This window comes from uncultured Bacteroides sp., assembly GCF_910578895.1.
GTDB lineage: Bacteria > Bacteroidota > Bacteroidia > Bacteroidales > Bacteroidaceae > Bacteroides.
On record NZ_CAJTSC010000009.1, the window covers coordinates 23,487 to 48,515 of the forward strand.

General features: G+C 49.5%; 17 protein-coding genes. 5 read left to right on the plus strand and 12 right to left on the minus strand.

Going from position 1 to position 25,029, the window contains the following annotated elements; all coding sequences use genetic code 11:
- The first annotated feature begins 157 nt into the window (after window positions 1-157).
- The 5 genes from QZ327_RS03810 (at window position 158) to QZ327_RS03830 (ending at window position 6,326) form a co-directional block, all read left to right on the plus strand.
- Window positions 158-2,083 (plus strand): fimbrillin family protein, encoded by a 1,926-nt coding sequence (locus QZ327_RS03810; RefSeq protein WP_294617260.1) that lies wholly within the window; start codon window positions 158-160, stop codon window positions 2,081-2,083.
- Between the two features lie 92 nt (window positions 2,084-2,175).
- A complete protein-coding gene (gene metF, locus QZ327_RS03815) occupies window positions 2,176-3,129 on the plus strand; it encodes a methylenetetrahydrofolate reductase [NAD(P)H] (RefSeq protein WP_294617263.1) in 954 nt (317 codons plus the stop codon).
- A gap of 163 nt (window positions 3,130-3,292) precedes the next feature.
- A complete protein-coding gene (locus tag QZ327_RS03820) occupies window positions 3,293-4,417 on the plus strand; it encodes a DNA polymerase III subunit delta' (RefSeq protein WP_294617265.1) in 1,125 nt (374 codons plus the stop codon).
- Between the two features lie 111 nt (window positions 4,418-4,528).
- The gene (locus QZ327_RS03825; protein WP_294617266.1) at window positions 4,529-5,863 is read left to right on the plus strand and encodes a regulatory iron-sulfur-containing complex subunit RicT; all 1,335 of its coding nucleotides are present in this window, start codon (window positions 4,529-4,531) and stop codon (window positions 5,861-5,863) included.
- Window positions 5,841-6,326, plus strand: a complete 486-nt coding sequence (locus QZ327_RS03830; protein WP_294617268.1) for a gliding motility lipoprotein GldH — start codon at window positions 5,841-5,843, stop codon at window positions 6,324-6,326. The genes QZ327_RS03825 and QZ327_RS03830 overlap by 23 nt, the downstream gene beginning before the upstream one ends.
- A 98-nt stretch (window positions 6,327-6,424) precedes the next feature.
- Here QZ327_RS03830 and QZ327_RS03835 read toward each other — a convergent pair whose 3' ends face one another.
- The 12 genes from QZ327_RS03835 to QZ327_RS03890 form a co-directional block, all read right to left on the minus strand.
- Entirely contained in the window at window positions 6,425-7,582 is a 1,158-nt protein-coding gene (locus QZ327_RS03835) for an OmpA family protein (protein ID WP_294617322.1), read from the minus strand.
- Between the two features lie 66 nt (window positions 7,583-7,648).
- The gene (locus tag QZ327_RS03840) at window positions 7,649-10,372 is read right to left on the minus strand and encodes a hypothetical protein (protein ID WP_294617270.1); all 2,724 of its coding nucleotides are present in this window, start codon (window positions 10,370-10,372) and stop codon (window positions 7,649-7,651) included.
- Between the two features lie 888 nt (window positions 10,373-11,260).
- Window positions 11,261-12,718, minus strand: coding sequence for a rod shape-determining protein RodA (gene rodA, locus QZ327_RS03845; protein ID WP_294617272.1), 1,458 nt, complete (start codon window positions 12,716-12,718; stop codon window positions 11,261-11,263).
- Between the two features lie 106 nt (window positions 12,719-12,824).
- Window positions 12,825-14,690 (minus strand): penicillin-binding protein 2, encoded by a 1,866-nt coding sequence (mrdA, locus tag QZ327_RS03850; protein WP_294617274.1) that lies wholly within the window; start codon window positions 14,688-14,690, stop codon window positions 12,825-12,827.
- Between the two features lie 67 nt (window positions 14,691-14,757).
- Entirely contained in the window at window positions 14,758-15,261 is a 504-nt protein-coding gene (gene mreD, locus QZ327_RS03855; protein WP_294617275.1) for a rod shape-determining protein MreD, read from the minus strand.
- Window positions 15,258-16,100, minus strand: a complete 843-nt coding sequence (gene mreC, locus QZ327_RS03860) for a rod shape-determining protein MreC (RefSeq protein ID WP_294617276.1) — start codon at window positions 16,098-16,100, stop codon at window positions 15,258-15,260. The genes mreD and mreC overlap by 4 nt, the downstream gene beginning before the upstream one ends.
- A 2-nt stretch (window positions 16,101-16,102) precedes the next feature.
- Window positions 16,103-17,125: a rod shape-determining protein gene (locus QZ327_RS03865; protein ID WP_117712959.1), complete on the minus strand. Its 1,023-nt coding sequence runs from the start codon at window positions 17,123-17,125 to the stop codon at window positions 16,103-16,105.
- Window positions 17,126-17,238: 113 nt separating this feature from the next.
- Window positions 17,239-18,762, minus strand: a complete 1,524-nt coding sequence (gene purH / locus QZ327_RS03870) for a bifunctional phosphoribosylaminoimidazolecarboxamide formyltransferase/IMP cyclohydrolase (protein WP_294617279.1) — start codon at window positions 18,760-18,762, stop codon at window positions 17,239-17,241.
- A 361-nt stretch (window positions 18,763-19,123) separates the two neighbouring features.
- Entirely contained in the window at window positions 19,124-21,160 is a 2,037-nt protein-coding gene (locus tag QZ327_RS03875) for a M13 family metallopeptidase (RefSeq protein WP_294617280.1), read from the minus strand.
- Window positions 21,161-21,179: 19 nt separating this feature from the next.
- Window positions 21,180-23,150, minus strand: coding sequence for an ABC-F family ATP-binding cassette domain-containing protein (locus QZ327_RS03880; protein WP_294617282.1), 1,971 nt, complete (start codon window positions 23,148-23,150; stop codon window positions 21,180-21,182).
- 200 nt (window positions 23,151-23,350) lie between these two features.
- Window positions 23,351-23,488, minus strand: a complete 138-nt coding sequence (locus QZ327_RS03885; protein WP_294617284.1) for a hypothetical protein — start codon at window positions 23,486-23,488, stop codon at window positions 23,351-23,353.
- Between the two features lie 492 nt (window positions 23,489-23,980).
- The gene (locus QZ327_RS03890) at window positions 23,981-24,892 is read right to left on the minus strand and encodes a nucleotidyltransferase (RefSeq protein ID WP_294617286.1); all 912 of its coding nucleotides are present in this window, start codon (window positions 24,890-24,892) and stop codon (window positions 23,981-23,983) included.
- Window positions 24,893-25,029: the final 137 nt, after the last annotated feature.

A 25,029-nucleotide genomic window follows, 5' to 3' on the forward strand; every position in this document is an offset into this window, starting at 1 on the left:
CCAAGTTGCCAAGCGTGGCAACCCAACAATAGGAATCTGGAAGCATCATAACTTTCTCATGACATTTGCGGCTCTGCTCCATCTGATATATCAATATGTGAGCCTTTAAATCGAACCAAAGGCGAAGATTGCTTCGCCTTTTTAAAATTATTATAACATGAATAGTATGAGAAACACCCTCGCAAGGGTAAGTAATGCACTGTACCTGTTCCTTGTTGTTGTGTCGGGTACATCTTGCGTAAACAAACTAAACGACGAAAACGATGAAGTCAAGGAGAGTGACATCCCCATCTCCTTCTCCGTGAAAACGGAGAAGAACACCACCAAAGTAACCCGGAACACGTTCGAAATCGGAGACAGAAGCGGAGTGTTCGCCATGCTGACGGGCAACACGCCGGACAAACAACGGTATATTGACAATCTGCTTTTAGAGTGTGGAGAGAACAACACACTGATACCTCAAAAAGAGGTCTACTATCCGGAAGGAGACGCCACACTGGACTTCATAAGTTACTATCCGTACCAGCCCGAAGGGGCATCCAAAGGAAGCGCCTTGCTGAATGTCCGGGTGCAAACCGACCAAAGCAAAGCCGATGCCTACAGCCTGTCCAACTTCATGACCGCCCGCACCGGACGCGTGTCCAACAGCGAGAAAACCGTAAAACTGGAATACAAGCACCAGTTTGCCAAAATAAAACTGACCCTTATGCCCGAAGAGGGAGAAAATGCGGACGACATGCTCAACGCAAATCCCAGGATTATAGCTACCGGCTTCAAGACACAAGCCGCATACGACCTGCAAACGGACCGGATAACCGAAGTTGACGACGCAAGCGAAACGGACATCATTCCTTTCGGCACATGGAAGAAAGAGGGCAATACGCTATCCGGCAAGGAGTTTATAGTCATTCCGCAAACGCATTCGGACAGCGGACAGGCTTTCACCCTGGAATGGAACGGCAAAATCTATACCTGCCCTCTCCCATTTGCCGACATCAAGGAAGATACGGAACTGGAGATTTGCATCAGCGCATTGCAAAGCACCAGCGAAACCCTGAGCGGAATCATTGCCAGCATCAAGGAATGGGGTTTCAGCGAACAGGGAGAAAGTGAAAACAGATACGACATCACCACCGTCCATACCGCCTCGCTGTCATTCAAGACATCGGATGTATACAGGATATACCATCAAGGCAAGCCTGTGGCGGAAGTGTGCCGGGAGTATCTTTACACCAATGCCGCCGATGCCGTTGCCACCAAAGCGATTGTGGCATACTCCGTGCAAGAGGACGAGCAAACGGACCTCACGGACGGGCTTGTCTTGCAGCTGCCGGACAAAACCGCCACGATACACGGCGGCAGGGTAAGCTGGAACAAAGCGGACAACTCGCTGACCTACATTGCCGGAAACTCGCTGCCCATCGAAACATTCTACATCGACGAAAACAAGAAGATTAGCACCGGAAAACCCGGTGCCGCAGCACTCGCCATCAATGTCAGCAGCTACGAAATCAGGGACATACGGAACGGGATATTACATACCTATCCCATCGTAAAGATAGGGGCGCAGTACTGGATGAAGGAAGATTTACGCGCCACTTGCTATAACGACAGCAAAAGCATACCGCTCAAGAAAACCCTGGAAAAAGGTGCCGGCTATTTCCACTGGGCGGATAAGGATACCTATCTCTACAACGGCGATGCCGTCCTTAGCGGGAAGTTGGCCCCGGCAGCGTGGAGACTACCGACGGAAAACGACTGGAACAGACTGACAGAATATGTCGGCAATAACGCTTCCGTACTCAAAAAAACGGCTGCATGGAGTTCCGATGCCTATCCCGCAACCAATGAAACCGGCTTCGGCGTCCTGCCCCAAGGGTTACTTTTGGAAAGAGAAGGCAAAACAACTTTAGTGAATGCCAACTTCTCTACCGCCTATTGGGTATATGACGGCACACAAGAACAAGTGGACAAAGTCGTGATGTTTGCGAACAGCAACAACGACATCGATTTTAAAACCAGCGTCAAGCCGGACGGCAAAGATTACTATAACGCGTTTTCCGTCCGCTGCCTAAAAGAATAGCCCGCCGAAAAACAGCATTTCTCATTTCTTTTTCGTATTTTTGTTCCCAATGTGCAGGCTTTTGCCAATAAGACAAAGACAACGAAGAAGAAATGAGAGTCATCGACCTGATAAACAGTAACGAAAAAACAGCTTTTTCTTTCGAAATATTGCCTCCTCTGAAAGGTACGGGCATTGAAAAGTTGTATGAAACGATAGATACGTTACGGGAATTCGACCCTAAATACATCAATATCACCACCCACCGCAGCGAATACGTCTACAAAGACCTGGGCAACGGGCTGTTTCAACGGAACCGGCTTCGCCGCCGTCCGGGAACCGTATCCGTGGCGGCAGCCATCCAAAACAAATACAACATAACGGTGGTGCCGCACATCCTTTGCAGCGGCTTCAGCCGGGAGGATACCGAATATGTATTGCTCGACCTGCAATTCCTGAACATCACCGACCTTTTGGTGCTGCGCGGAGACAAGGCAAAACATGAGTCCGCCTTCACTCCCGAGGGTAACGGCTATCACCATGCCATCGAACTGCAAGAGCAAATCAACCAATTCAATAAAGGTATCTTCGTAGACGGTTCCGAAATGAAGATTACCAATACGCCTTTTTCGTACGGGGTAGCCTGCTATCCGGAAAAGCACGAAGAGGCTCCTAACATTGATACGGACATCTATTGGCTGAAAAAAAAGATGGAGAGCGGTGCGGAATATGCCGTAACCCAGCTCTTCTACGACAACCGGAAATACTTCGACTTCGTAGAACGTGCCCGCAAAGCGGGAGTCACTATCCCTATCATACCGGGCATCAAGCCTTTCAAGAAACTGTCGCAACTCAGCATGATACCCAAAACGTTCAAAGTGGACTTGCCCGAGGAATTGACAAAGGAAGTATTGAAATGCAAGACCGATGCCGAAGCGCAGCAGGTAGGCATCGAATGGTGCGTGCAGCAATGCAGGGAACTGATGGAGCACCACATTCCCAGTATCCACTTCTACTCCATAGGTGCGGTAGACAGCATCAAGGAAGTGGCAAAACAGATTTATTGACGCATAACAGAGGCAATTCATGAGATGCCCATTCGGTATAAGAATGTATATGCAACGGTTTATATAGCCGTAAAACAGTCCTGTCAAGTGCTGTAATATTATTTATTAATAAGACCGAGACAACAGCCAAACGCTGTTCCTCGCCAAACCAAATAACGAGACCGTGTTTTTCAAAGATGTAATCGGGCAGGAAGAAGCCAAACAGCGATTGATACAAGAAGTGCAGGAAGGACGCATTCCGCATGCGCAACTGTTCTGCGGTCCGGCAGGAGTAGGAAAACTTCCGCTGGCTATGGCATACGCCCGTTACCTTTGTTGCCCGAACCGCACGGAAACCGATGCCTGCGGCACGTGCCCCTCGTGTGTGAAGTGGAACAAACTGGTACATCCGGACGTACACTTCGTATTCCCCATTGTGAAAAGCGCCAAAGGGAAGAAAGAAGTGTGCGACGACTACATAGCCGACTGGAGACATTTTGTACTGGGCACCCCCTATTTTTCATTGAATCATTGGCTGAACGAAATGGGAGCTGAAAACGGCCAAGCGATTATCTACGCGAAAGAAAGCGATGAAATTACCCGCAAGCTCAGCCTGAAATCCAGTGAAGGCGGATACAAAGTGAGCATCGTATGGCTGCCGGAAAAGATGCACGAAGTATGTGCCAACAAATTGCTGAAACTATTGGAAGAACCGCCCGAGAAAACAATCTTCCTGTTGGTTTCCGAAGCTCCCGAAATGATATTGTCTACCATACTGAGCCGCACGCAACGTTTCAACATCCGTAAGATAGAGGAAGCGGACATGGCAAATGCGCTGCAACAGAAGTACGGCGTACAGCCGATAGATAGCCAAACTATCGCGCATCTGGCAAACGGAAACTTCATCAAGGCATTGGAAACCATCCATCTGAACGAAGAGAACGAACTATTTTTCAATCTGTTCGTCAGCCTGATGCGCTTGTCTTATCAACGGAAGATACGGGAAATGAAACAATGGAGCGAGCAACTTGCAGCCATGGGACGCGAACGACAGAAAAACTTCCTGGAATATTGCCAGCGCATGATACGGGAAAACTTCATCTACAACCTGCACCGGAAAGAGATGAACTACATGACGTTGCCCGAACAGAACTTCGCCACCCGTTTTGCCCCTTTCGTCAACGAACGTAACGTGATGGGTATTATGAACGAGCTCAGCGAAGCACAGATACATATCGAGCAAAATGTGAATGCCCGTATGGTTTTCTTCGACTTTTCACTGAAAATGATTGTACTGCTGAAACAGTGAAAAAGGAGTTATCGCAGGACGGCAGTAATGCCGGACGATGAGACAAAAAGACCAAAGAATAAGATTAAGATAAAGAGAGAAAGAGAATTTGAATTATAAAGAAATAAAGATATGGAATTTAAACTACATAACGGAAGCGGTGGTCTCTGCTGCAAAAGTTGCGGCAGGCAAGACAAGCAACTGAACACCTACGACTGGCTTGCCGACATACCCGGCAATGCCGAAGAATCGGATATGGTGGAAGTTCAGTTCAAGAATACCCGCAAGGGATATTTCCGCAACAGCAACAAAATTCCTTTGGAAAAAGGTGACATAGTGGCGGTGGAAGCCACCCCCGGACATGACATAGGCGTAGTGACCCTCACGGGACGGCTTGTCCCGCTACAGATGCGTAAAGCCAATATCAAGTCGGAAGCGGACATCAAGCGTATCTACCGCAAAGCAAAACAGGTGGATATGGACAAGTATAATGAAGCAAAAGCACGTGAACACAGCACGATGATCCGTGCCCGCCAAATAGCCCTCGACCTCAATCTGAACATGAAAATCGGAGATGTGGAGTATCAGGGAGACGGTAACAAGGCAATCTTCTACTACATTGCCGATGAACGTGTGGACTTCCGCCAACTGATCAAGGTACTTGCCGATGCCTTCCATGTACGCATCGAAATGAAACAAATCGGCGCACGTCAGGAAGCCGGCCGTATCGGCGGTATCGGTCCCTGCGGTCGCGAACTGTGCTGCGCCACCTGGATGACATCGTTTGTCTCCGTTTCAACCAGCGCCGCACGTTTTCAGGATATCTCATTGAACCCGCAAAAGCTTGCCGGGCAATGTGCCAAACTGAAATGTTGCCTCAACTACGAGGTAGACTGCTATGTAGAAGCACAAAAACGGTTGCCTTCCAAAGAGATTGAATTGGAAACCAAAGACGGTGTTTTCTACTTCTTCAAAGCCGATATCCTCAGCAACCAGATAACCTACTCCACGGACAAGAGCATTCCTGCCAATCTGATTACAATCAGCGGAAGACGGGCTTTCGAAGTCATCGGTCTGAACAAGAAAGGTATCAAACCGGAAAGCTTGCAGGAAGATGCCCGCCGCACCGAGCCCAAAAAACCGGTAGACTTGCTGGAACAGGAAAGCCTGACCCGTTTCGACCGTAACCGTAAGAACAAAAACAGTGGCGAGGGAAACAACGGCAACAATGGCGGCAACCGCAACAAGAAGAAGAAAAAGAGTCCGAACAACCGGCCGCAGCAAGGTGGCGAACAGCCTGCCGCTCCGCAGCAGCCCAAGCAACCTAAGCAGCAGGGAGACGACAAACGTCCGCAAGGAGAAGAGAGACGCCCGCAACGGAACAACAACCGTAAGCGTCCTCAGAACAATAAACCCAAATCCCAAGGCGATAAACCTGTTCAAAATGACAAACCGGTTCGAGAATAAAATAGCGTTCCTGAAATCTATCATACTGCTGTTTATCGTAGGCGCAATGGGTGCTTGCGATAAACAGACCGTATATCACACGTTTCAATCCGTCCCGCAGGGGGGATGGAAACGGCAGGACACGCTGTTTTTCCATGTCATGGTCCCCGATTCGCAAACTTACTACAAACTGACCGTAGAAATCCGTAACCGTAACACCTATCCTTATCAGAATATTAACTTATCCGTTGGCTACGATGGTCCGGGAGTGAAAAAAACGCAGGCGGACACACTAAAAGCAGTGCTGGCGAATGAAGAAGGCGTCTGGCAAGGAGACGGTTGGGGCGGATTATACCAATCTGCATTCTCCGCCGGCAGCGTCAAAATAGAGCAACCCGGGGAGTACCTCTTCAAAGTGGCATACACACTGCCCGATGACACGCTGCCCGGCATCAACGATGTGGGAATCAAATTGCAGCGATAGCATTAATCCAAGTAACAAGATATAATAACCAAGACTTGTTCTGACAGTTCCATACTATCGTACAAGAAACTGCCAAAATAAATCTTGGCTATCACAGTTTACGGAATATAGTTCCAATAATCCGTATTAGTAATTACTTCAACTATAATTTTCCGGTCACCTCTTCTTATTTGGTCGGATGCGGTCTCCGACGCATACGAGATTTTCTTGCCCACTCCTCTGGATTTTAAGACAGCTGCCGGAACTCCTTTCTTAATCAGCGCGTCAACCACCGCTGCCGCACGTTTCTCCGACAGTCTATGATTGTATTCGGACGAACCTTTCGCATCAGCATAGCCGGTTATCAGAAATTTGCACGAGCTATTGTCTTTCATTAACCTTGCTATTTTATCAATGACTGCCATAGATTCCGTTGTAAGTGTCCACTTATCGAAGTCGAATGAAATGTCATCAAACAATCTCCATTGATTCCTGTCCGGAGTTGTCTTCTCCACCACCTTTTCTATGACGACAGGCTTTTCCACAATATTCTCTACGGTTCTTTCCCGATACAGGATTTCCGGTTGTGGCTTTTTCGACTTACCTCCTATGCGCCACATCAGACGTACACTTCCTTGCCAGGCATTGGCGACATGCCTGTAAGGCATGACCAGATAATCTGCTTGCAGCCCCAGCCCGAAACGGTCATTCAGCCACATATTTACACCCGCTCCTAATGAAACCGGTATCAGATGTTTCTTGTCCGCTCCGTCTTTGTTATAGTCATTGGTAAAATTCCAGCCCATCTCTTCCTCATCGAACTTTTCAAGACCATTGTAGGCAATCGAAAAATTCTTGTACATGTAATTGACACCGACCCGCAGGAAAGGATCAATATAGGGTGAGTGGAAATATTCGCCGAGCCTCCATTGCAGCCCTATCCCCGCCATGCCTATCCACCGGGATTCCTTACCGTTATATACCGGATCTCTCGCATATTGCACTTCTCCCTGCATATCCAGGTAGAAATGTTCGTTCAATTCACGTGCGGCATAAAGCTGTCCGCCGAAAAGCATTTCTTTCATACTCGTTTCCACATTATATCCGCCTTTGCTGTTTTTATAAAACCCTATCACGTTAAAACGAGTCATCTGCAATCCCGTCACACCGATTCCTATTTCCCATGCTTTTTTCTCATGTATTCCACGGGAACCGTTTCCATCTCCGGAAATCCCGAGAGTTTCCTGGGCATGAATGCACGTTTCTCCACATGTCATAAGCCCCAAAAACATCACAAATGATATATAAACAATTCTTGTTTTCATTATTTCTATTCTTTATAGTTAAGGTTCGTAAATAACATTGGGTATCGCGAAAGTCGTATCACCGTTGTATCTTTCAATATAGAAGGCGTTCGTTCCTCCGGCTTTCGCCTTTAAAGTTCCTATTTTCAATTCGTTGTAAAAAACATAGGCATTGGAAGAAGCAGTCTCTATTGTAATCACCGCATTCAGGAACGGACCCAGCACCCTATATGCCGGTTCATTAAAAGACGATGACTTGTTTGAGCTTGTAGCTTCCTGGCTTCCCTGTGAGGAGGAATATTTGAACTTGACATACGCAACCTTCAGCGGTTCCATTTCAGCTTCCGTATACAATGCCGCTTCCACATATTCCGGCTTATCCGTATCCTTTACTGTTGTAAAACTGTTTGACTTATAGATTTTAGCCATATCTACGTTCGAATAGTCCAGCTCCCCTTCCGCATAGGAGAAAGAAGGCTCATCGCCCCCGATAAACGTTTTCAGCTTGATTGTTTTGAGCGTAGGTCCCATCTGATAAGGAGGCAGAAAGGCAGTACCGTTCCATAAGATAGACTCTCCGTAGTAGGATGCCGCACTCTTCACCGTATAGTAGACATTGCTTCCGTCCCAGAAATTATCCCAATTGTTCTTGTAGTTGCCATTATTCCGTATTACGGGGCGATATGTTTCCAAACAGATATAGGAATATACATTCCCACTGGTGGAAACACCTGTGTTTCCATTTATTTTTTTGTCAGTAAGAATACTTGCGGGATTTTCCTTGTCCCTCACCTGATAGGCTTCTAACGTTCTGACGAAGTTAGGCAGATAAGTCGGCAGTTGTTTCCATTCATCATCCGGATTCATCTTCCTTTGAATATCAAAATAAATCCTTTGATAACCATAATTCAGATATGACCCGTATTTACTAAGCTTGATTCTCATGCGGATACGGTTGGGCACATACGTGTTCATTGCCGACTCTTTGGGAGTTCCGCCGGCTATGGTGACACTTTTTGTCTTTCCCCACCGTGCATCCACTGCCTGAATTTCCGGCAAATCTTCTTTGGGAACAATAAACTTGCCTTCGCTGTCTGCCGTGTATTCCTTTTCCGGAGCAATACCCGGCATTCCCTTTACCACCGCTCCCGGTGCAACCTGCCCCTTCTCGTCATATACGGTATAACGTACGCCACCATCGGTCGTGCGGACATATTCCCCAAATTCCGGTTGGGAATATTCAGCGATTACATTCGGAACACCATAGACGACCGTGACTTCCACCCCCGGCTTTCCCGGTTCACCGGGTTTTCCGTCAGTCCCGTCCGTGCCGTCTTCGCCGTCCTTTCCGCGCAGATAACTGTAAAAGTCATCCAGGGTATTTTTATCACAATCCCATTTTCCTCCTGTTTTGTAATCCAATATCGGATTATCCGTACCACAACGTTTCGCGAGGTCCTCTTTCCAAAGTTGGTATGCCGATAACCCGTCTGTGCCGTCTTCTCCGTCATCACCTGCCAGGAAACTGTAGAAATCAAGTTCCGAGACTTTATCTGAAGGCCATTTTTCACCGGGTTTGTGCGGATTGTCCAATTGTCCTGTTACCGCTGTCGATTTCCACAAGTCATAGGCAGACTGTCCGTTTTTACCATCATCTCCCGACAAGTAGTCGTAGAAGTCCGACATGGTGATTTTATCCGTTGGCCATGCAGTTCCGTCCTTGCCGGTAATTTTCCCGGCTTTTACATCCTCCAGCCACAATTCATACGCTGAAGCACCTGCCGAACCGTCTTTTCCACTCGTTCCTTTTGCCGGGACATTCGTGTCCGTATCTCCTAACCACCAATTACCGTTTTCACCAATATAGGGTGACTCTCCCGACAAGCCGTCATCGCCCTTTTCTCCTTGCGCCTTTACACCGGTGTTGGTTTCGCCAATCCACCAGTAACCATCCTTGATGCTCGGGGTTACGCCATCTTCACCCTTATCTCCTTTTTCTCCTTGTGCGGCAATGCCTGTATCGGTTTCGCCAATCCACCAATTACCGTCTTTTATGACCGGTGTCTCTCCATCTTTTCCTTTTGCCGGTATTTGGGTATCTGTGTCTCCCAACCACCAGTTGCCGTTGTTTCCGACATAAGGAGTAAGACCGTCATCACCTTTTTCACCCTTGGCTGACACTCCCGTATCTGTAGAACCGACATACCAGTTTCCATTAGCACCTACATGGGGTGTTATTCCGTCTACGCCGTCCTTTCCCTTGAGGTACATAAAGAAGTCGCTCTGAGTTATCTGGTCTTTCGGCCAGTCTACTTCTTCTTGTGCCACCATCTGTTTCCAAAGTTCATAAGCGGACATGCCGTCCTTACCGTCAAGACCGTCCCTGCCGGCTGCCTTTATTCCGGTATCCTGGTTGCCAATCCACCAATTGCCGTTTTCGCCGACATGAGGAGTTTGCCCGTCCCTGCCGGTAAGAAAGTCCCAGAAATCTTTTTCCGAATTTTTGGAAGCAGGCCATGTCTGTTCGGGGTTGTGCGGATCAGCCACATCCCCGTTTGCAATGAACTCTTTCCACAATTGATAGGATGAGAGACCGTCTTCTCCCTTATCTCCTTTTTCACCCTTGATGTAAACAAGGAAATCCGTCAGTTCGGTTTTATCTTTTGGCCAATCAATATTTCCCGCCACTACTTCTTCTTTCCACAAGTCGTATGCGGATTTGCCATCGTCTCCTTTAGGTCCTTTCGGTAATTCAAAGTTCATGTCACTACATGAGATTACTAATAGCCACGACAGCATTAGTAAAAAACAGGTATTTATTCTTTTAAGGTTCATATACGCTAAATGTTAATTGAATTGTGAATCTTTAAGTATCGGTTAAAATAAGCGGCTTGCAAAACACAGCCGTTGCAGATAACACCCCCAAACGGAGTATGAACATTTCCTTGCCATATTCATCCGTGGGTAATTCTTGCGATAAGTAAAAATGATACACGGATGATTGGTACGAACAACAAAAAACATTTTCATTATTATTACAAGGAATTGTGTAAAATAGTACTCGAAGCCTTTAGAAATACATATACTTCGATTACCCGTCTATACCGTTTCTTGACATAAGAACGAAAAACAACACGTGTCATGACAAAAAACAACTGTACATTTTAAAAAGTTTGGCACTCAATATCGCCGTTCAGATTGGCAGAAGCAATTAATGTTAAAACACCCACATACTGCAATATCAGCATAATATGTTTTTGGCTTATATGGGAAAATAACGAAAGACATGGTTGTATCGATTATTACAATGCATAATCGGTCTTTGCCTGCCGTTCCAGACCTGACAGGCACGAACCGAAGCGAGCAACCGAAACAAAGGCTACCGGTATATAATTAATATAATAGATATCAATATATTGAATAAACCGGAACGTGCGTACCGGATATCTATATGAATGTGAAAGAAGATATTCTTATAAGAAAACAATAGTCGATAGGAAAATGATTTATTGTCAAAATACCGAAAGCAGCCACACATGAATTCCGAAAAATGCAATCCGTTCCTGACGATTTGCACTTCTTCTCCCTTGTTGACGTTTTTTTATATTGAAAATCAACCGTCAACCCAACTACAACAAGCTAAGAGACATATTATGCCAACCTTCTGTTTCTCCCCGCATCGATGCGCAAGAAGATAAACAGCAGTATCGTGAATCCCCACAACGAAGAACCGCCATAGCTGAAGAAAGGCAACGGAATACCGATAACAGGCGTCAGTCCGAGCACCATCCCTATATTGATGAAGAGATGGAACAGGAAGATACTAAGCACCGAATATCCGTATACCCTACCGAATGCGGACTGCTGCCGTTCTGCCAGTGCTATCAGGCGAAGTATCAGAACCAGGAACAAGAGCAGCACTGCCGTCGAACCGATGAACCCCTCCTCTTCGCCCACGGTACAGAAGATAAAGTCCGTATCCTGCTCGGGCACATATTTAAGCTTGGTCTGCGTACCGTTCAGGAAGCCTTTTCCGGTCAGCCCGCCCGACCCGATAGCAATCTTCGATTGATTGACGTTATAGCCTGCTCCCGCCAAATCTTCTTCCATACCAAGCACAACCTTGATGCGGATCTGCTGGTGGGGTTCCAATACCTTATTGAAGAAATAGTCGCTGGAATAGAGAAAACCGATGGAACCGACGGCAAACAAGCCTATGAGAAGATAGTTCCAACGACGTTCGCTCAGGGAGAGGAAAAGCAGATAGCCCGTTACCACCACACACAGTCCCCATTGCACCCACACCAAATTAAAAGGAACGATATATTCCGAAACAAGATAGGCAACAAGCAACGCCGCAAAAGAACCGCCGATGATGTTACGCACAGGCTCCCATTTCCTGTCATACACCCACACCATTCCACCGGCAAAAAGCAACACCATCGACAGGACGGCAAACTCCCCGATAGGGGTCGGAGTGTCTGCTATGAAAACCTGATCGAAACGAATGCCTACCACAAAATATACCACCGCGCAAATGCCCGAGAAGAGCACTACCCCGGGCATACCCTCGCGATAGAGCATCAGAAAGAAAGCCATATAAACCAATGCCGACCCCGTCTCCCGCTGAAGGATAATCAGCAGCATCGGCAGCAAAATAAGGAAAGCCAGCATCGATGCACTCTTCCAGTTTTTCATGGTGAAGGAATAGGCACTCATATACTTCGCCAACGCCAATGCCGTGGCGAACTTGGCAAACTCGGCAGGTTGCAGGCTCACAGGTCCCAAAATCAGCCATGAACGAGAGCCTTTCGTATCGGGGGCAATGAAAATGGTCACAACCAACAAGAGGATAAGCCCTATATATATAATGTAAGAGAACATATCATAGAGCGTGTCTTCCAGCATCAGCAGAACAAATCCCAACCCGAATGAACAGACAATCCACATGAATTGCTTGCCGGAACGGGTGGAGAAATCCAGAAAGTCGCGGTCGCCATAGTCGTAACTTGCCCCGCAGACGCTGAACCAGCCGAACACAATCAACATCAGGTAGACTACAATCGTCACCCAATCCAATGATTTCCATATATTGTCTCTTCTTACCATCTATATTGCCAATATCAGCCTGTTTGTCAGCCTATTTACTTATTCGTTCATTTGTCTCCTCGTTCACCCGCATACTTATTCACCCGTATACCTGTTTTCCGGTTTCCTACCTCTCCTCGTCTCCGTACAGAATGACGCGGTTGCTGAACTCTTCCGCACGCAACTCGTTCTCCGGCGACAATTTGCCATGCAGGTACTGGTCCATCATCATCGCACCGATAGGAACACCATACGTAGCACCGAAACCGCCATTTTCCACATATACCGCGATGGCAATCTTCGGATCGTTCATCGGTGCAAATCCCATAAACACCGAATGGTCTTTGCCACGGTTCTGTGCCGTACCGGTCTTGCCACACGCCTCCACACCCGGCAGGATGGTACCCACCATACGGCAGGTGGCGCTACCCGTACTTCCCGTGACGGCGGCACGCATGCCCGCCACCACTTCATCATAATACTCCCTGCCTATCGAGGTGACACGCGGAGTACGATAGAGGCTGTCCAGTTCATTGTCCTGTATCTCCTTCACAATATGCGGAGTTATGAAATGCCCCCGGTTGGCAATGGTCGCACCTAAATTGGCTATCTGCAACGGGGTTGTAAGAATTTCTCCCTGCCCGATAGAGATACTAATCACCGTAAGCCCGTTCCATGAACCCCGGTAAGCTTTATCGTAAAATTTGGCATTGGGAATCAGCCCGCGCTGCTCTCCCGGAAGGTCGATACCGAGACGATAACCGAACCCTTGCGATACCATGTGGTCTTTCCACACGGTAATGGCATTTTGAGGAGAACCGTATTTCTTGTCGCCGAACATACGGAACAGCCCCCAGCAAAAGTATGAGTTGCACGAGGTGGCAATCGCCGGAATCAATGGCAAGGGAGAAGCATGGCCGTGGCAACCCACGTGCAGACTTCCATAATTGAAACCGTGCGCACAAGGGTAGGTAGGATAATCTTCATGGATAATTCCCTCTTGCAGGAACGTCAATGCCTGTGCAGTCTTGAAAGTAGACCCCGGCGGATATGCTCCCATGATTGCACGGTTCAGGAGCGGTTTCCGTTTGTCTCCCTGCAGTGTCCGGTGATTCTTTCCGCGTTGACGCCCAATCATCAGATGAGGGTCGAACGTAGGGGAAGAAACCATGCAAAGTATCTCGCCCGTAGCAGGCTCAATGGCTACGATAGCCCCGATTTTATGTTGCAGCAAACGCTCGCCCAACTGTTGCAATTCAATGTCGATACCCAGCGTAAGGTTCTTGCCGGGCACGGAAGTCCGGTCGAGCTTTCCATCCATGTAATGTCCCTGGATACGCCCGTGCGCGTCACGAAGCAGAATCTCCACCCCTTTCTCTCCACGGAGATACTTCTCGTACGACTTTTCAATACCCTGCTTGCCTATATAGTCCCCACGGATGTAATAGTTGTCCGCTTCAATGTCTTTCTTCGACACTTCGCCGATATCGCCCAACGCGTGTCCCGCAGCATCGTAAGTATATTGCCGGATGGTGCGCCGCTGAATATAGAAACCGGGAAACTTGAACAGTTTCTCCTGAAACACGCCACACTCCTCTGCCGAAAGCTGTGTCATGAACACCTGATGCGTATATTTGGAATAACCGGGGTTCATCCAGCGGTTCTTCACATCCTTCATCCGCTTTTGAAACTGATCGAGCGTGATGTTCAGCGCACGGCAGAAGTCAAGTGTATCAAGTTCGGTCACTTCGCGGGGCACGAACGTGATGTCATACGCCGGCTGGTTAAAAACCAGCAGCTTTCCGTTGCGATCGTAAATAGCGCCACGCGAAGGATATTGGATTTTATTCAAAAAGGCATTGCTGTCCGCATTCTTCTTGTAATCATCCGTCATGATTTGCAAGTCGAACAGGCGAGTCACGTAGATAAGCACAATGACGACAGCCGCCATGCCTATCACATATTTTCGTTTCTCCAGCGTATAATCCTTCATTGAAAGTTATGAGTTATGAGTGATTAGTGATTGATGATTGGGAATTGGGGATGGTCTTTACCCGCGCCTATTCCTTCTTCCTTATCCCCTCTACCGCCATGATGCAACTTACGGTCAGCAAAGTGCTCGTTGCAATTCTCAACAATAGCGTACCGAAATGGGCAAATGAGAAAAACTCAAGGGTAAGCAACATGCCATGATGCACCAGAACACTGACAACCAGATATTTCAGGAAAGGGAAAAAGCCCATCGTACGGACTGCCGGCACCAACGTATCCAGCGTATCGCGCGGCACAAACAGACGCAAGAACACGGGACGCAGAAATGCCAGCAACACCGTGGCGCCCGCATTCATTCCCGGAGTATCGGAAAACACATCAACCGTCAGTCCAAGAAAGAACGCCCATACCATCAGCGCATTACGGGACACATCCGACTCGAACTTCAATACCATATATATATATAAAAACGGAGTGGCATATCCGGCAATATGCACATTATTCAGTATCAACACTTGCAACAGTATCAAACCGGCAAACCATCCTATCTTATGCAAATAATTGATTATCATCTTTCTCCCTCTATTTCCAACATTTTCTGCTCTTCTTGTCCGCTGCGCGAAATGACGCGCACATTGCTCACCTTCCCGAAATCGGTGGCGAGTTTTATCTTCAACAGGTACGAAAGCCCGTCGTGAGAATCGGACATGTCGTCAACCGTCCCTACCATGACCCCTTCGGGAAACACCGTAGAATAGCCGCTGGTCACCACCGTATCGCCCAGATTAAATTCCGCATGACGAGGCAAATCTTTCAAATAGGCAAAACGCGAATCTCCGCCCTCCCACTTCAGATAACCGAAGTAATCGCTGCCCACAATCTTGCAACTGATACTCGACTTGCTGTTCAGCAACGGAATAACCACCGAATAGCGAGAAGAGGTCTTATATACAATGCCCACCACGCCGTTGGCATCCACCACGCCCATCTCCGGACGGATACTGTCTGCCGAACCGCGGTCCAGCGTTATATAGTTATCCGCCTTATTCAGACTGTTCTTGATGACATTCGCCTTGAATATACGGTAATCGGCAGGTGCAAGACGCTCCAAACTATACAGTTTTACGGAATCCAGCCCCCGTTCTTGCAGGCTTTTCTCGAGCAAGGCGACTCGTTGTTCCAGCCACATGTTCCGGTCGAGCAGGTCTTCGTTGACCGATTTCAGGTGGAAATATGAACTGACACCTCCCGAAACCTCATAAACTTTCCCCGCCACTCCGTTTGCCGAAGTAAAATACACACTCTGCTGGTAATGGTTGAAACGGAATAATAAAACAAAACTGGTAACCTCCAACAGCAGAAAGAGGAACCAGTAATTGTATTTAATAAGAAAGTTCAGTAAATTCCGCATACCTATCTCATCAGGAACGAGAAGCGGTCAACGTTCTTCAATGCAACGCCCGTACCTTTGGCAACGGCATGCAAGGGGTCTTCCGCAATGTGGAACGGTATGTTGATTTTATCGGTCAGACGCTTGTCCAGTCCGCGCAGCAAAGCACCGCCACCTGCCAGGTAGATACCGTTGTGCACGATGTCGGCATACAGTTCGGGCGGCGTATTCTCCAATGCGCTCAAGATGGCGGTTTCAATCTTGGAGATTGATTTCTCCAGACAGTGCGCCACTTCCTGATAGCATACGGGCACTTCCATAGGAAGCGCAGTGATACGGTTCGGGCCATGAACGATGTAGTCTTCGGGGGCATCCTCGCCCAGTTCGGTCAAGGCTGCGCCAACGTTAATCTTGATACGTTCCGCCATACGCTCGCTGACCTTCACGTTGTGCTGGCGACTCATGTACTCCTGGATATCGGCAGTCAGGTCGTCACCGGCAATACGTATGGAGTTGTTGGAAACGATACCGCCCAGTGAGATAACGGCAATCTCCGTAGAACCGCCCCCTATGTCAACAATCATATTGCCTTCCGGCGCTTCCACATCAATACCGATACCGATAGCAGCGGCCATCGGTTCGAATATCAGGTAGACGTCACGCCCGCCGGCATGCTCGGCAGAGTCGCGCACGGCACGAAGCTCCACTTCCGTACTGCCCGAAGGGACACCTATCACCATACGCAGTGAAGGAGAGAACAGGCGGTTGCGGTTGTTTACCATCTTGATAAGCCCGCGTATCATCTGCTCGCAGGCATAGAAGTCGGCAATCACCCCATCGCGGAGCGGACGGATAGTACGTATGTTCTCGTGGGTCTTTTCGTGCATCATCTTTGCCTTCTCGCCCACGGCAATCATCTTGTCCGTGCGACGGTCCAAAGCCACCACCGAAGGCTCGTCCACTACTATCTTACCGTTTGTGGTAATGATGGTATTGGCAGTGCCGAGGTCCATCGCTATTTCTTGTGTAAAAGAGAATAATCCCATTTGTTCGAATTTTGAATTATGAATTTTGAATTGCGAACTGTGAATCATGAATTCCGAATGACCTGCCATCCCTTCCATTCATAATTCAAAATTCACAATTCAAAATTAAAAAATTAATGTTTAAAGTGCCGGAACCCTGTTATCACCATTGCGATGTCGTGTTCATTGCAATAGTTGAACGAGAGTTCGTCCTTGATACTTCCGCCCGGCTGGATAACAGCCTTGACACCTTCATTGCCCGCAATCTCCACACAATCGGGGAAGGGGAAGAAAGCATCGCTCGCCATTACGGCGCCGTTCAGGTCGAAACCGAAGTTCTTCGCCTTCTCGATGGCTTGCTTCAAGGCATCCACACGGCTGGTCTGGCCCACACCGCTTGCCAGCAGTTGCTTACCCTTCGCCAATACGATGGCGTTAGACTTGCTGTTCTTCACAATCTTGTTGGCGAAAAGCATATCCTCCACCTCTTCGGCAGTAGGAGCCTTGGTGGTTACCGTCTTCAAATCCTCGGATGTTTCCACTTTCAGGTCACGGTCCTGCACCAACACGCCGTTGAGCAACGAGCGGAACTGCTTCTTGGGCAGAGCAGCCTGCTTGCGGACCAAGATGATGCGGTTCTTCTTCTGACCGAGGATTTCCAATGCGTCCACATCATAATCGGGAGCGATAATCACCTCGAAGAATATCTTGTTGATTTCCTCGGCAGCCTCCTTGTCGATTACGGAATTTGTGATGAGCACACCGCCGAATGCGGAAACCGGATCGCCGGCAAGCGCATCTTTCCAAGCCTCCAACACAGTGGGGCGCGAAGCCAGGCCACAGGCATTGTTATGCTTCAGGATGGCGAAAGTGGTATCCGTAAATTCATCGATCAGGTCAACGGCAGCGTTGATGTCGAGCAGGTTGTTATAAGAGATTTCCTTACCGTGGATCTGGTCGAACATGGCATCAATGTTACCGTAGAAGTATCCTTTCTGGTGCGGGTTCTCACCATAGCGCAACGTCTTCTGGTTGTTGGCAGACTGACGGAAAGCAGAACCTTCTTCACCATCGAAGTGGTTGAAGATAGCCGAATCGTAATGCGAAGAGACGGCAAACGCCTCTTTGGCAAACCAGCGGCGCTCTTCGAGCGAAGTGGTGGCTCCATGCTCCATAAGCATGTCGCGGAGCGGCTGGTACTGAGCCTGTGAAGCAACGATTACCACATCGTTGTAGTTCTTGGCTGCGGCACGTATCAGGGAGATTCCGCCTATGTCGATTTTCTCGATGATAGCCGATTCTTCGGCACCGCTCGCCACGGTTGCCTCAAACGGATACAAGTCAACGATGACAAGGTCTATTTCGGGAATTTCATATTTCTCAATCTGTTGCATGTCTTGTTCCAACCCGCGACGGCAAAGGATACCGCCAAACACCTTCGGGTGCAAAGTCTTTACGCGTCCGCCCAGAATGGAAGGATAAGTCGTAAGATCCTCCACTGCCTTGCAGGGATAACCCAAAGATTCGATAAACTGACGAGTTCCACCGGTTGACAGGAACTCTACACCTTCTTCATGCAGTTTGGTGATGATTTCGTCCAAACCTTCTTTATGGTAAACGGATACCAGAGCTGTTTTAATTCTTTTTGTTTCAGACATGGATTTGCGTATTAAAATAATGCGTATATTATACTGTTCAATGGTGCAAAGTTACGAATTTTGTTTATTCACACATACATTCATATACAATAAATTAGGTATAATTAAAAAAGGAACTTATTATTAATCATCCGTTAGCGAAACCGGCGCCTGTTTCACCCTGCCGAAAAGCACTCCTCCCGGCAAACGCCCGCCACCGGCACGATGATGGCGAAACGGCAGAAACATAGAAGCGGAAGGAAGATGCCAAAACACCCCCAAATACACCAATCACCCCTGCCACAGATATCTGCGACAGGGGTGATTTTGTTAATAAGAGAGTTTTGACAACCCTCCCGTCTATTCCATATCGTGCGTTCCGTTACCAGATAGAAACCCGTTCCTCCACCGGCACAAACATCGGATCGTTTTCAGTAATGCCGTAAGCCTCGTACCAAGCACCGATTTGCGGCAGGGCACCGTTCACACGCCACTTGCCCAATGAGTGGACATCGCTCTTGGTGCGGTTCAGCACCTCTTCGGGACGGATGTTGTTGCCCCATACGCCTGCATAAGCCAGGAAGAAGCGCTGTTCGGGAGTGAAGCCGTCCAGTACCGGCAGCGGAGCGGCAGCCGTGGCTTTCCTGAATGCCTGATAAGCAACCTGCAAGCCACCGTGGTCGGCAATATTCTCGCCCAACGTCATGCGGCCGTTGCCATGCACGCCCGGAGCAACCTCGATGCTGTCGAACACGTTCACCATAACCTGGGCACGTTCGTCGAAACGTTTGGAGTCTTCCTCGGTCCACCAGTCTTTCAGGTTGCCGTCCTTGTCGTACTGGCGGCCCTGGTCGTCGAATCCGTGCGTCATCTCATGACCGATTACCACACCGATAGCGCCGTAGTTGAACGCATCGTCCGCATTCATGTCGAAGAACGGATATTGCAGGATACCGGCAGGGAAGCAGATTTCGTTCGTAGTCGGATTGTAGTAAGCATTCACGGTCTGCGGAGTCATCAGCCACTCTTCCTTATCTACCGGCTTGCCGGCTTTCGCCACCATTTCGGCATGTTGCCACTCGTTGGCGCGCTCCATATTCGCCCAGTAAGAGTCGTTTTTGATTTCCAGGGTCGAGTAATCCTTCCAGGTATCGGGATAACCTATTTTCACATGGAAAGCAGCCAGTTTCTCCAGCGCCTTCACCTTTGTGGAGTCGCCCATCCAGGCAAGGTTCTTGATACGCTCGCCCAGGCTCTCCTGCAAATTCTTCACCAGAGTCACCATGCGCTCCTTGGCGGCGGCAGGGAAATATTTCTCCACATACATCTGCCCTACAGCCTCGCCCAGCGCAGAACTTACCGTGCCTACCGCACGCTTCCAGCGGGGTTGCATCTCTTGCGTACCGCTCATGGTGCGCTGGTAGAAGTCGAAGTTCTGTTCCGCCATCGCGTCATTCAGCATGCCGGCGGCAGCGTCAATCAGCTTCCATTGCAGGTAAAGCGCCTGTTGCCCTACGGGCAGGGTGTCCAGGATGTCGGCGGCGGCTTTCAAGGAAGCGGGCTGACCCACGATAATCTCCTTCACATCTTTCAGGTCCATGGCAGAGAGATAAGCGTCCCAGTCGAAAGTAGGATAATTCTTATTCAGCTCTTCCATGCTCATCTTATTGTAGTTGGCACGCGGGTTGCGCAGCTCCGTACGCGAGCGGTAAGCCTTTGCCAGGCGCGTCTCCACATCCATCACCACTTCCATGCCTTTCTTGGCGGCAGCTTCGTCGAAGCCCGCCAGCCCGAACATCTTCTGCACATGCGTGCGGAACGCTTCGCGGATTTTGGCGGTAGCCTCATCGTCCTCCAGATAATATTCGCGCTCGCCCATGCTCAAACCTGCCTGATAGGTCTGTGCGGCGTTCATGCTGCTGTTCATCTCGTCGGCACCTACATACAGGATATTGTAAGCCACGATGCCCTTCTTCTGCATCTCGCCCAGCAACGCATACAACTCTTTTTTGTCCTTCAATGCGCCCAAACGGTCGAGTTCCGCCCGGATAGGAGCGATACCGTCGTTGTTCAGCTTCACGCTATCCATTACAATCTTGTACAAATCGCCCACTTTCTGCGCCACGCTGCCGGCTTCGTGCTGCGTGGCAGCCAGTTCCTCGATAAGTCCCTGTATCTGCTTGCGGTTGTTTTCAGCAAGAACGGTAAAGGAACCATACTGCGAGTACTCGGCAGGAATGGGATTGTTCTTCATCCAGCCTCCGCAAGCGTACTGGTAGAAATCCGTTCCGGGCAAAGCCGTTGTGTCAAGGTCGGCAAGCCGGACGCCCGCCGTAAGTCCGGGCTGCTGCTTGCCTGTGCTGCAGGCACCTGCCATCAGGCAGAATGCCGCAATGGGTAAAAAATAAGATACTTTCATGCTTATATTAAAATAAATGTTACTGTCCTCTTGCTTCCTCCAGTTCCATCGAAGCCGCGTCCCACTCTTCCATTACACGGTCGAGCTGTTCCTTCAGCTTCCGGTGCTGTTCGTAGAGCGCCATGTCCGAAGCTCCCTCCGGCGTTGTCATCTTGGCTTCAAGGATAGAGATAGCCGACTCCGTCTGCTCTATCTCCGCCTCGCAGTCCGCCACGCGGCGTTCCATCTTCTTGAGCCGCTTGTTGAGCTCCTTCTGCTCCTCGTAAGAGAGTTTTGCGGCAGAAGGCTGCGCCGTCGTTCCGGCATTGCCGCCGGCAACCGCCTTTCCCGCAACGGGAGAGGGCGACAATGAAGGAGACTTCTGCAAGTCGTTCAGGTTCTCTATCTGCTTCTTCTGCAAGAAATCGTAGATGCCTCCAAGGTGCTCCCTCACCAATCCGCCGCCAAATTCATATACCTTAGTCGCAAGACCGTCCAGAAAATCACGGTCGTGGCTCACAATTATCACCGTACCGTCAAAATCGCGGATTGCCTCTTTCAGCACATCCTTCGAGCGCATGTCAAGATGGTTGGTCGGTTCGTCAAGGATAAGGAAGTTCACCGGTTCCAGCAGCAATTTAATCATGGCAAGGCGGGTACGCTCTCCGCCGCTGAGCACTTTCACTTTCTTGTCCGAAGCCTCTCCGCCGAACATGAACGCTCCCAGGATATCGCGTATCTTCAGCCGGATGTCGCCCACCGCCACACGGTCGATGGTGTCGAACACCGTCCGGTCCTCGTCCAGCAGTTGCGCCTGGTTCTGCGCAAAGTAGCCAATCTGCACGTTGTGTCCCAGCGTAAGCTTGCCGGCATAGTCCGTAATCTCGTCCATGATGCACTTGACGAGCGTGGACTTGCCTTCACCGTTCTTGCCCACAAACGCCACCTTGTCGCCACGGTTGATGGTGAGGTTTACGTCGTGGAAGACGACATGGTTGCCGTATGCCTTCGCCACATCCTCGCAGATGACCGGATAGTTGCCGCTGCGGCTGCTGCAGACGAACTTCAACCGCAGCGAGGAGTTGTCTTCCTCGTCCACTTCGATGCGTTCTATCTTCTCCAGCTGCTTGATGCGGCTCTGCACCTGCACGGCTTTGGTGGCTTTGTAGCGGAAGCGTTCGATGAACTCTTCCGTGTCCTGTATCTGCTTCTGCTGGTTTTCGTAGGCACGCAGTTGCTGTTCGCGGCGTTCCGCGCGGAGTTGCACAAACTCATCGTACTTCACCTTATAGTCGTAGATGCGCCCGCAGGTTATCTCGATGGTGCGCGTGGTGACGTTGTTCAGGAAGGCGCGGTCGTGGCTGACCAGCACCACAGCATTGGCGCGGGTGGCGAGGAAATTCTCCAGCCACTGGATGCTCTCGATGTCGAGGTGGTTCGTGGGCTCGTCGAGCAGCAGCACGTCGGGACGGCGGAGCAGCAGTTTGGCAAGCTCGATACGCATGCGCCAGCCACCGGAGAACTCGCTCGTGGGGCGGTCGAAATCGGCACGGCAGAAACCCAACCCCTGAAGCGTGCGTTCTATTTCGGCACGGTAGTTGGTACCGCCCATCATCAGGAAGCGTTCGTTCTCGTGGGTGAAGCGGTCTATCAGTTTCTGATACTCCTCGCTGTCGTAATCGGTGCGTTCGGCAAGCTGCCGGTTCATGCGCTCGATGTCCGCCTGCATCTCGAAGATGTGCTCAAAGGCAAGTTCCGCCTCCTGCATCACGGTGCGCTCGTCACTGAGTATCATCACCTGCGGCAGGTAGCCGATGGTGCACTCGCGGGGAACGGCGACAACGCCGGAAGCGGGTTGCTGGATGCCTGCCAATATCTTGAGCATGGTGGACTTGCCCGCGCCGTTCTTGCCGACAAGGGCTATGCGGTCTTTCTTGTTGATGACATAGGAAACGTCTTCGAACAGGGGGGTGGCATTGAACTCCACCTTCAGTCCTTCTACAGCTATCATAGTGTCAATGGATTAATCGTTTAAGGCTGCAAAGGTAGCGATATTATTTTTATTTACGCGCAATCGCACACCCAAAGCTTTTGCGGCGGCAACGGCTCTTTCACTTTCTGACAATCTGTATTTTCCGGTGCCGCAGAATCGCTTGTTTCCGCCCCGATGTGCTGCCGGCGGAAAAAAACGGAACGGAAAGCAGTTATCTTTCACACATACAGCGCAATAGCAAAATCCTTACAAACTAACCGGCGCGGAAAAGCGCCGGAAATGCCGCGTACGGGCATCCCGTTTGCCGGATATCGGTGTTTGCGGCGAGCGGCATTAATGCCGCTCGTGATGGACATTAGTGTCTATCGCGACAGACATTAATGTCCATCACGTCAGACATTAACATCCCTCGGCCGAAACACTGGTGTCCAACGGAAGAAAAAACGGATTTCTGCATAAACGGTGCATTTTTATCGAAAAAAGAAGCATATCCATCCGCGGTTTATGCAGGACGCTTCTATTTCGGAAGCAAGGCGCAGGGGCGGAAGTAAGCAAAAAGGCGGTTCCGTTGCCTTTTTGTCACGAAAACGCGCCTAAATGGAAAGTCCGTGATAATAGCCGGGCACGGATTGCACGGAACCCACAGGTCTTTCTTTTATCAATCCGTGTATTCCATGCAATCCGTGCCTGAAAGGGAGAGGTGTGCGGAAACGCTCTTATCAAAAAAATCGTCCCTGCCACGGACATCTGTGGCAGGGACGATTTATATATTCGGGGTATTTTGACACACCCTCAAGGAGAAGAGGGAATGTGCTTTACAGGAGAGCCGCCGTGCGGCAGTCCGTTTTTTAGAACAATTTGGCGGGATACTCGCCTGCGTCTACCAGCGCCTTAATCTTGTCGACTACGCTCTGGCGGTCTTCGGGATAGGTCACGCCGAACCATTTGCTGTTCGTGTCGAGCACCTCGACCGTCGCCGTGCCGTCGTTAATCAGCTTGTCTACCATCAAAGGGATAAAGAACTCGCTCTTCAGGTTCTCCATGTTCTTCGGGTCGCTGAGGAAAGTCTTGAAGAACTCCCGGCTGTATGCGAAGTAATCGGGGGTAAAGCCCCAGAAGTTCATGCTGACGGGGGTAGTGTCGGGAGTGGCTGTCCACTCGCCGTTGTCATCGATGTATTTCACTTCGCCGTCCATACGTTGGATTTTGGTGCGCTCCACAACGGAAGTCAGCAGGTGGTTGTTGTCCGTGCCGCAAAGACCGCGAGACACGGTGCCGCTCTCGCTCAACGTATTTCCGATGCGGAAACCTACCATGGAATATACGTTCTCGGAGCCTTCGGGAAGTTCGGACAGGAACTTGCCCATCACCCGGAAAGAGTCGCAGCCATAGAAGTCGTCGCAGTTGATAACGGCAAACGGCTCTTTTATCACATCGGCACCCATCATCACGGCATGGTTGGTGCCCCACGGTTTGGTACGCTCTGCCGGGCAGGTAAAGCCTTCGGGAAGCGCATCCAGTCCCTGAAACACCAGTTCGCACGGGATGTGTCCTTCGTATTTGGAGATGATTTTGTCGCGGAAATCTTGTTCAAAGTCTTTGCGGATGACGAAAACGAGCTTGCCGAAACCTGCCTTGATAGCATCGTAGATAGAGTAATCCATAATAGTTTCGCCGTTGGGACCCAGTCCGTCCAACTGCTTCAAGCCACCGTAACGGCTGCCCATACCGGCCGCCAGTAAGAATAAAGTTGGTTTCATATTAGTTTTTATTTAAAAAGGTTAGTGTATCATGGTTGATAACAGACGCAAAAATAGGAAAAATTAGCACAGGAAAGGGAAGATATCAATTCAATATTTGCCATTATCGTACAAAATCATTGTTTCAAGAACCGTCT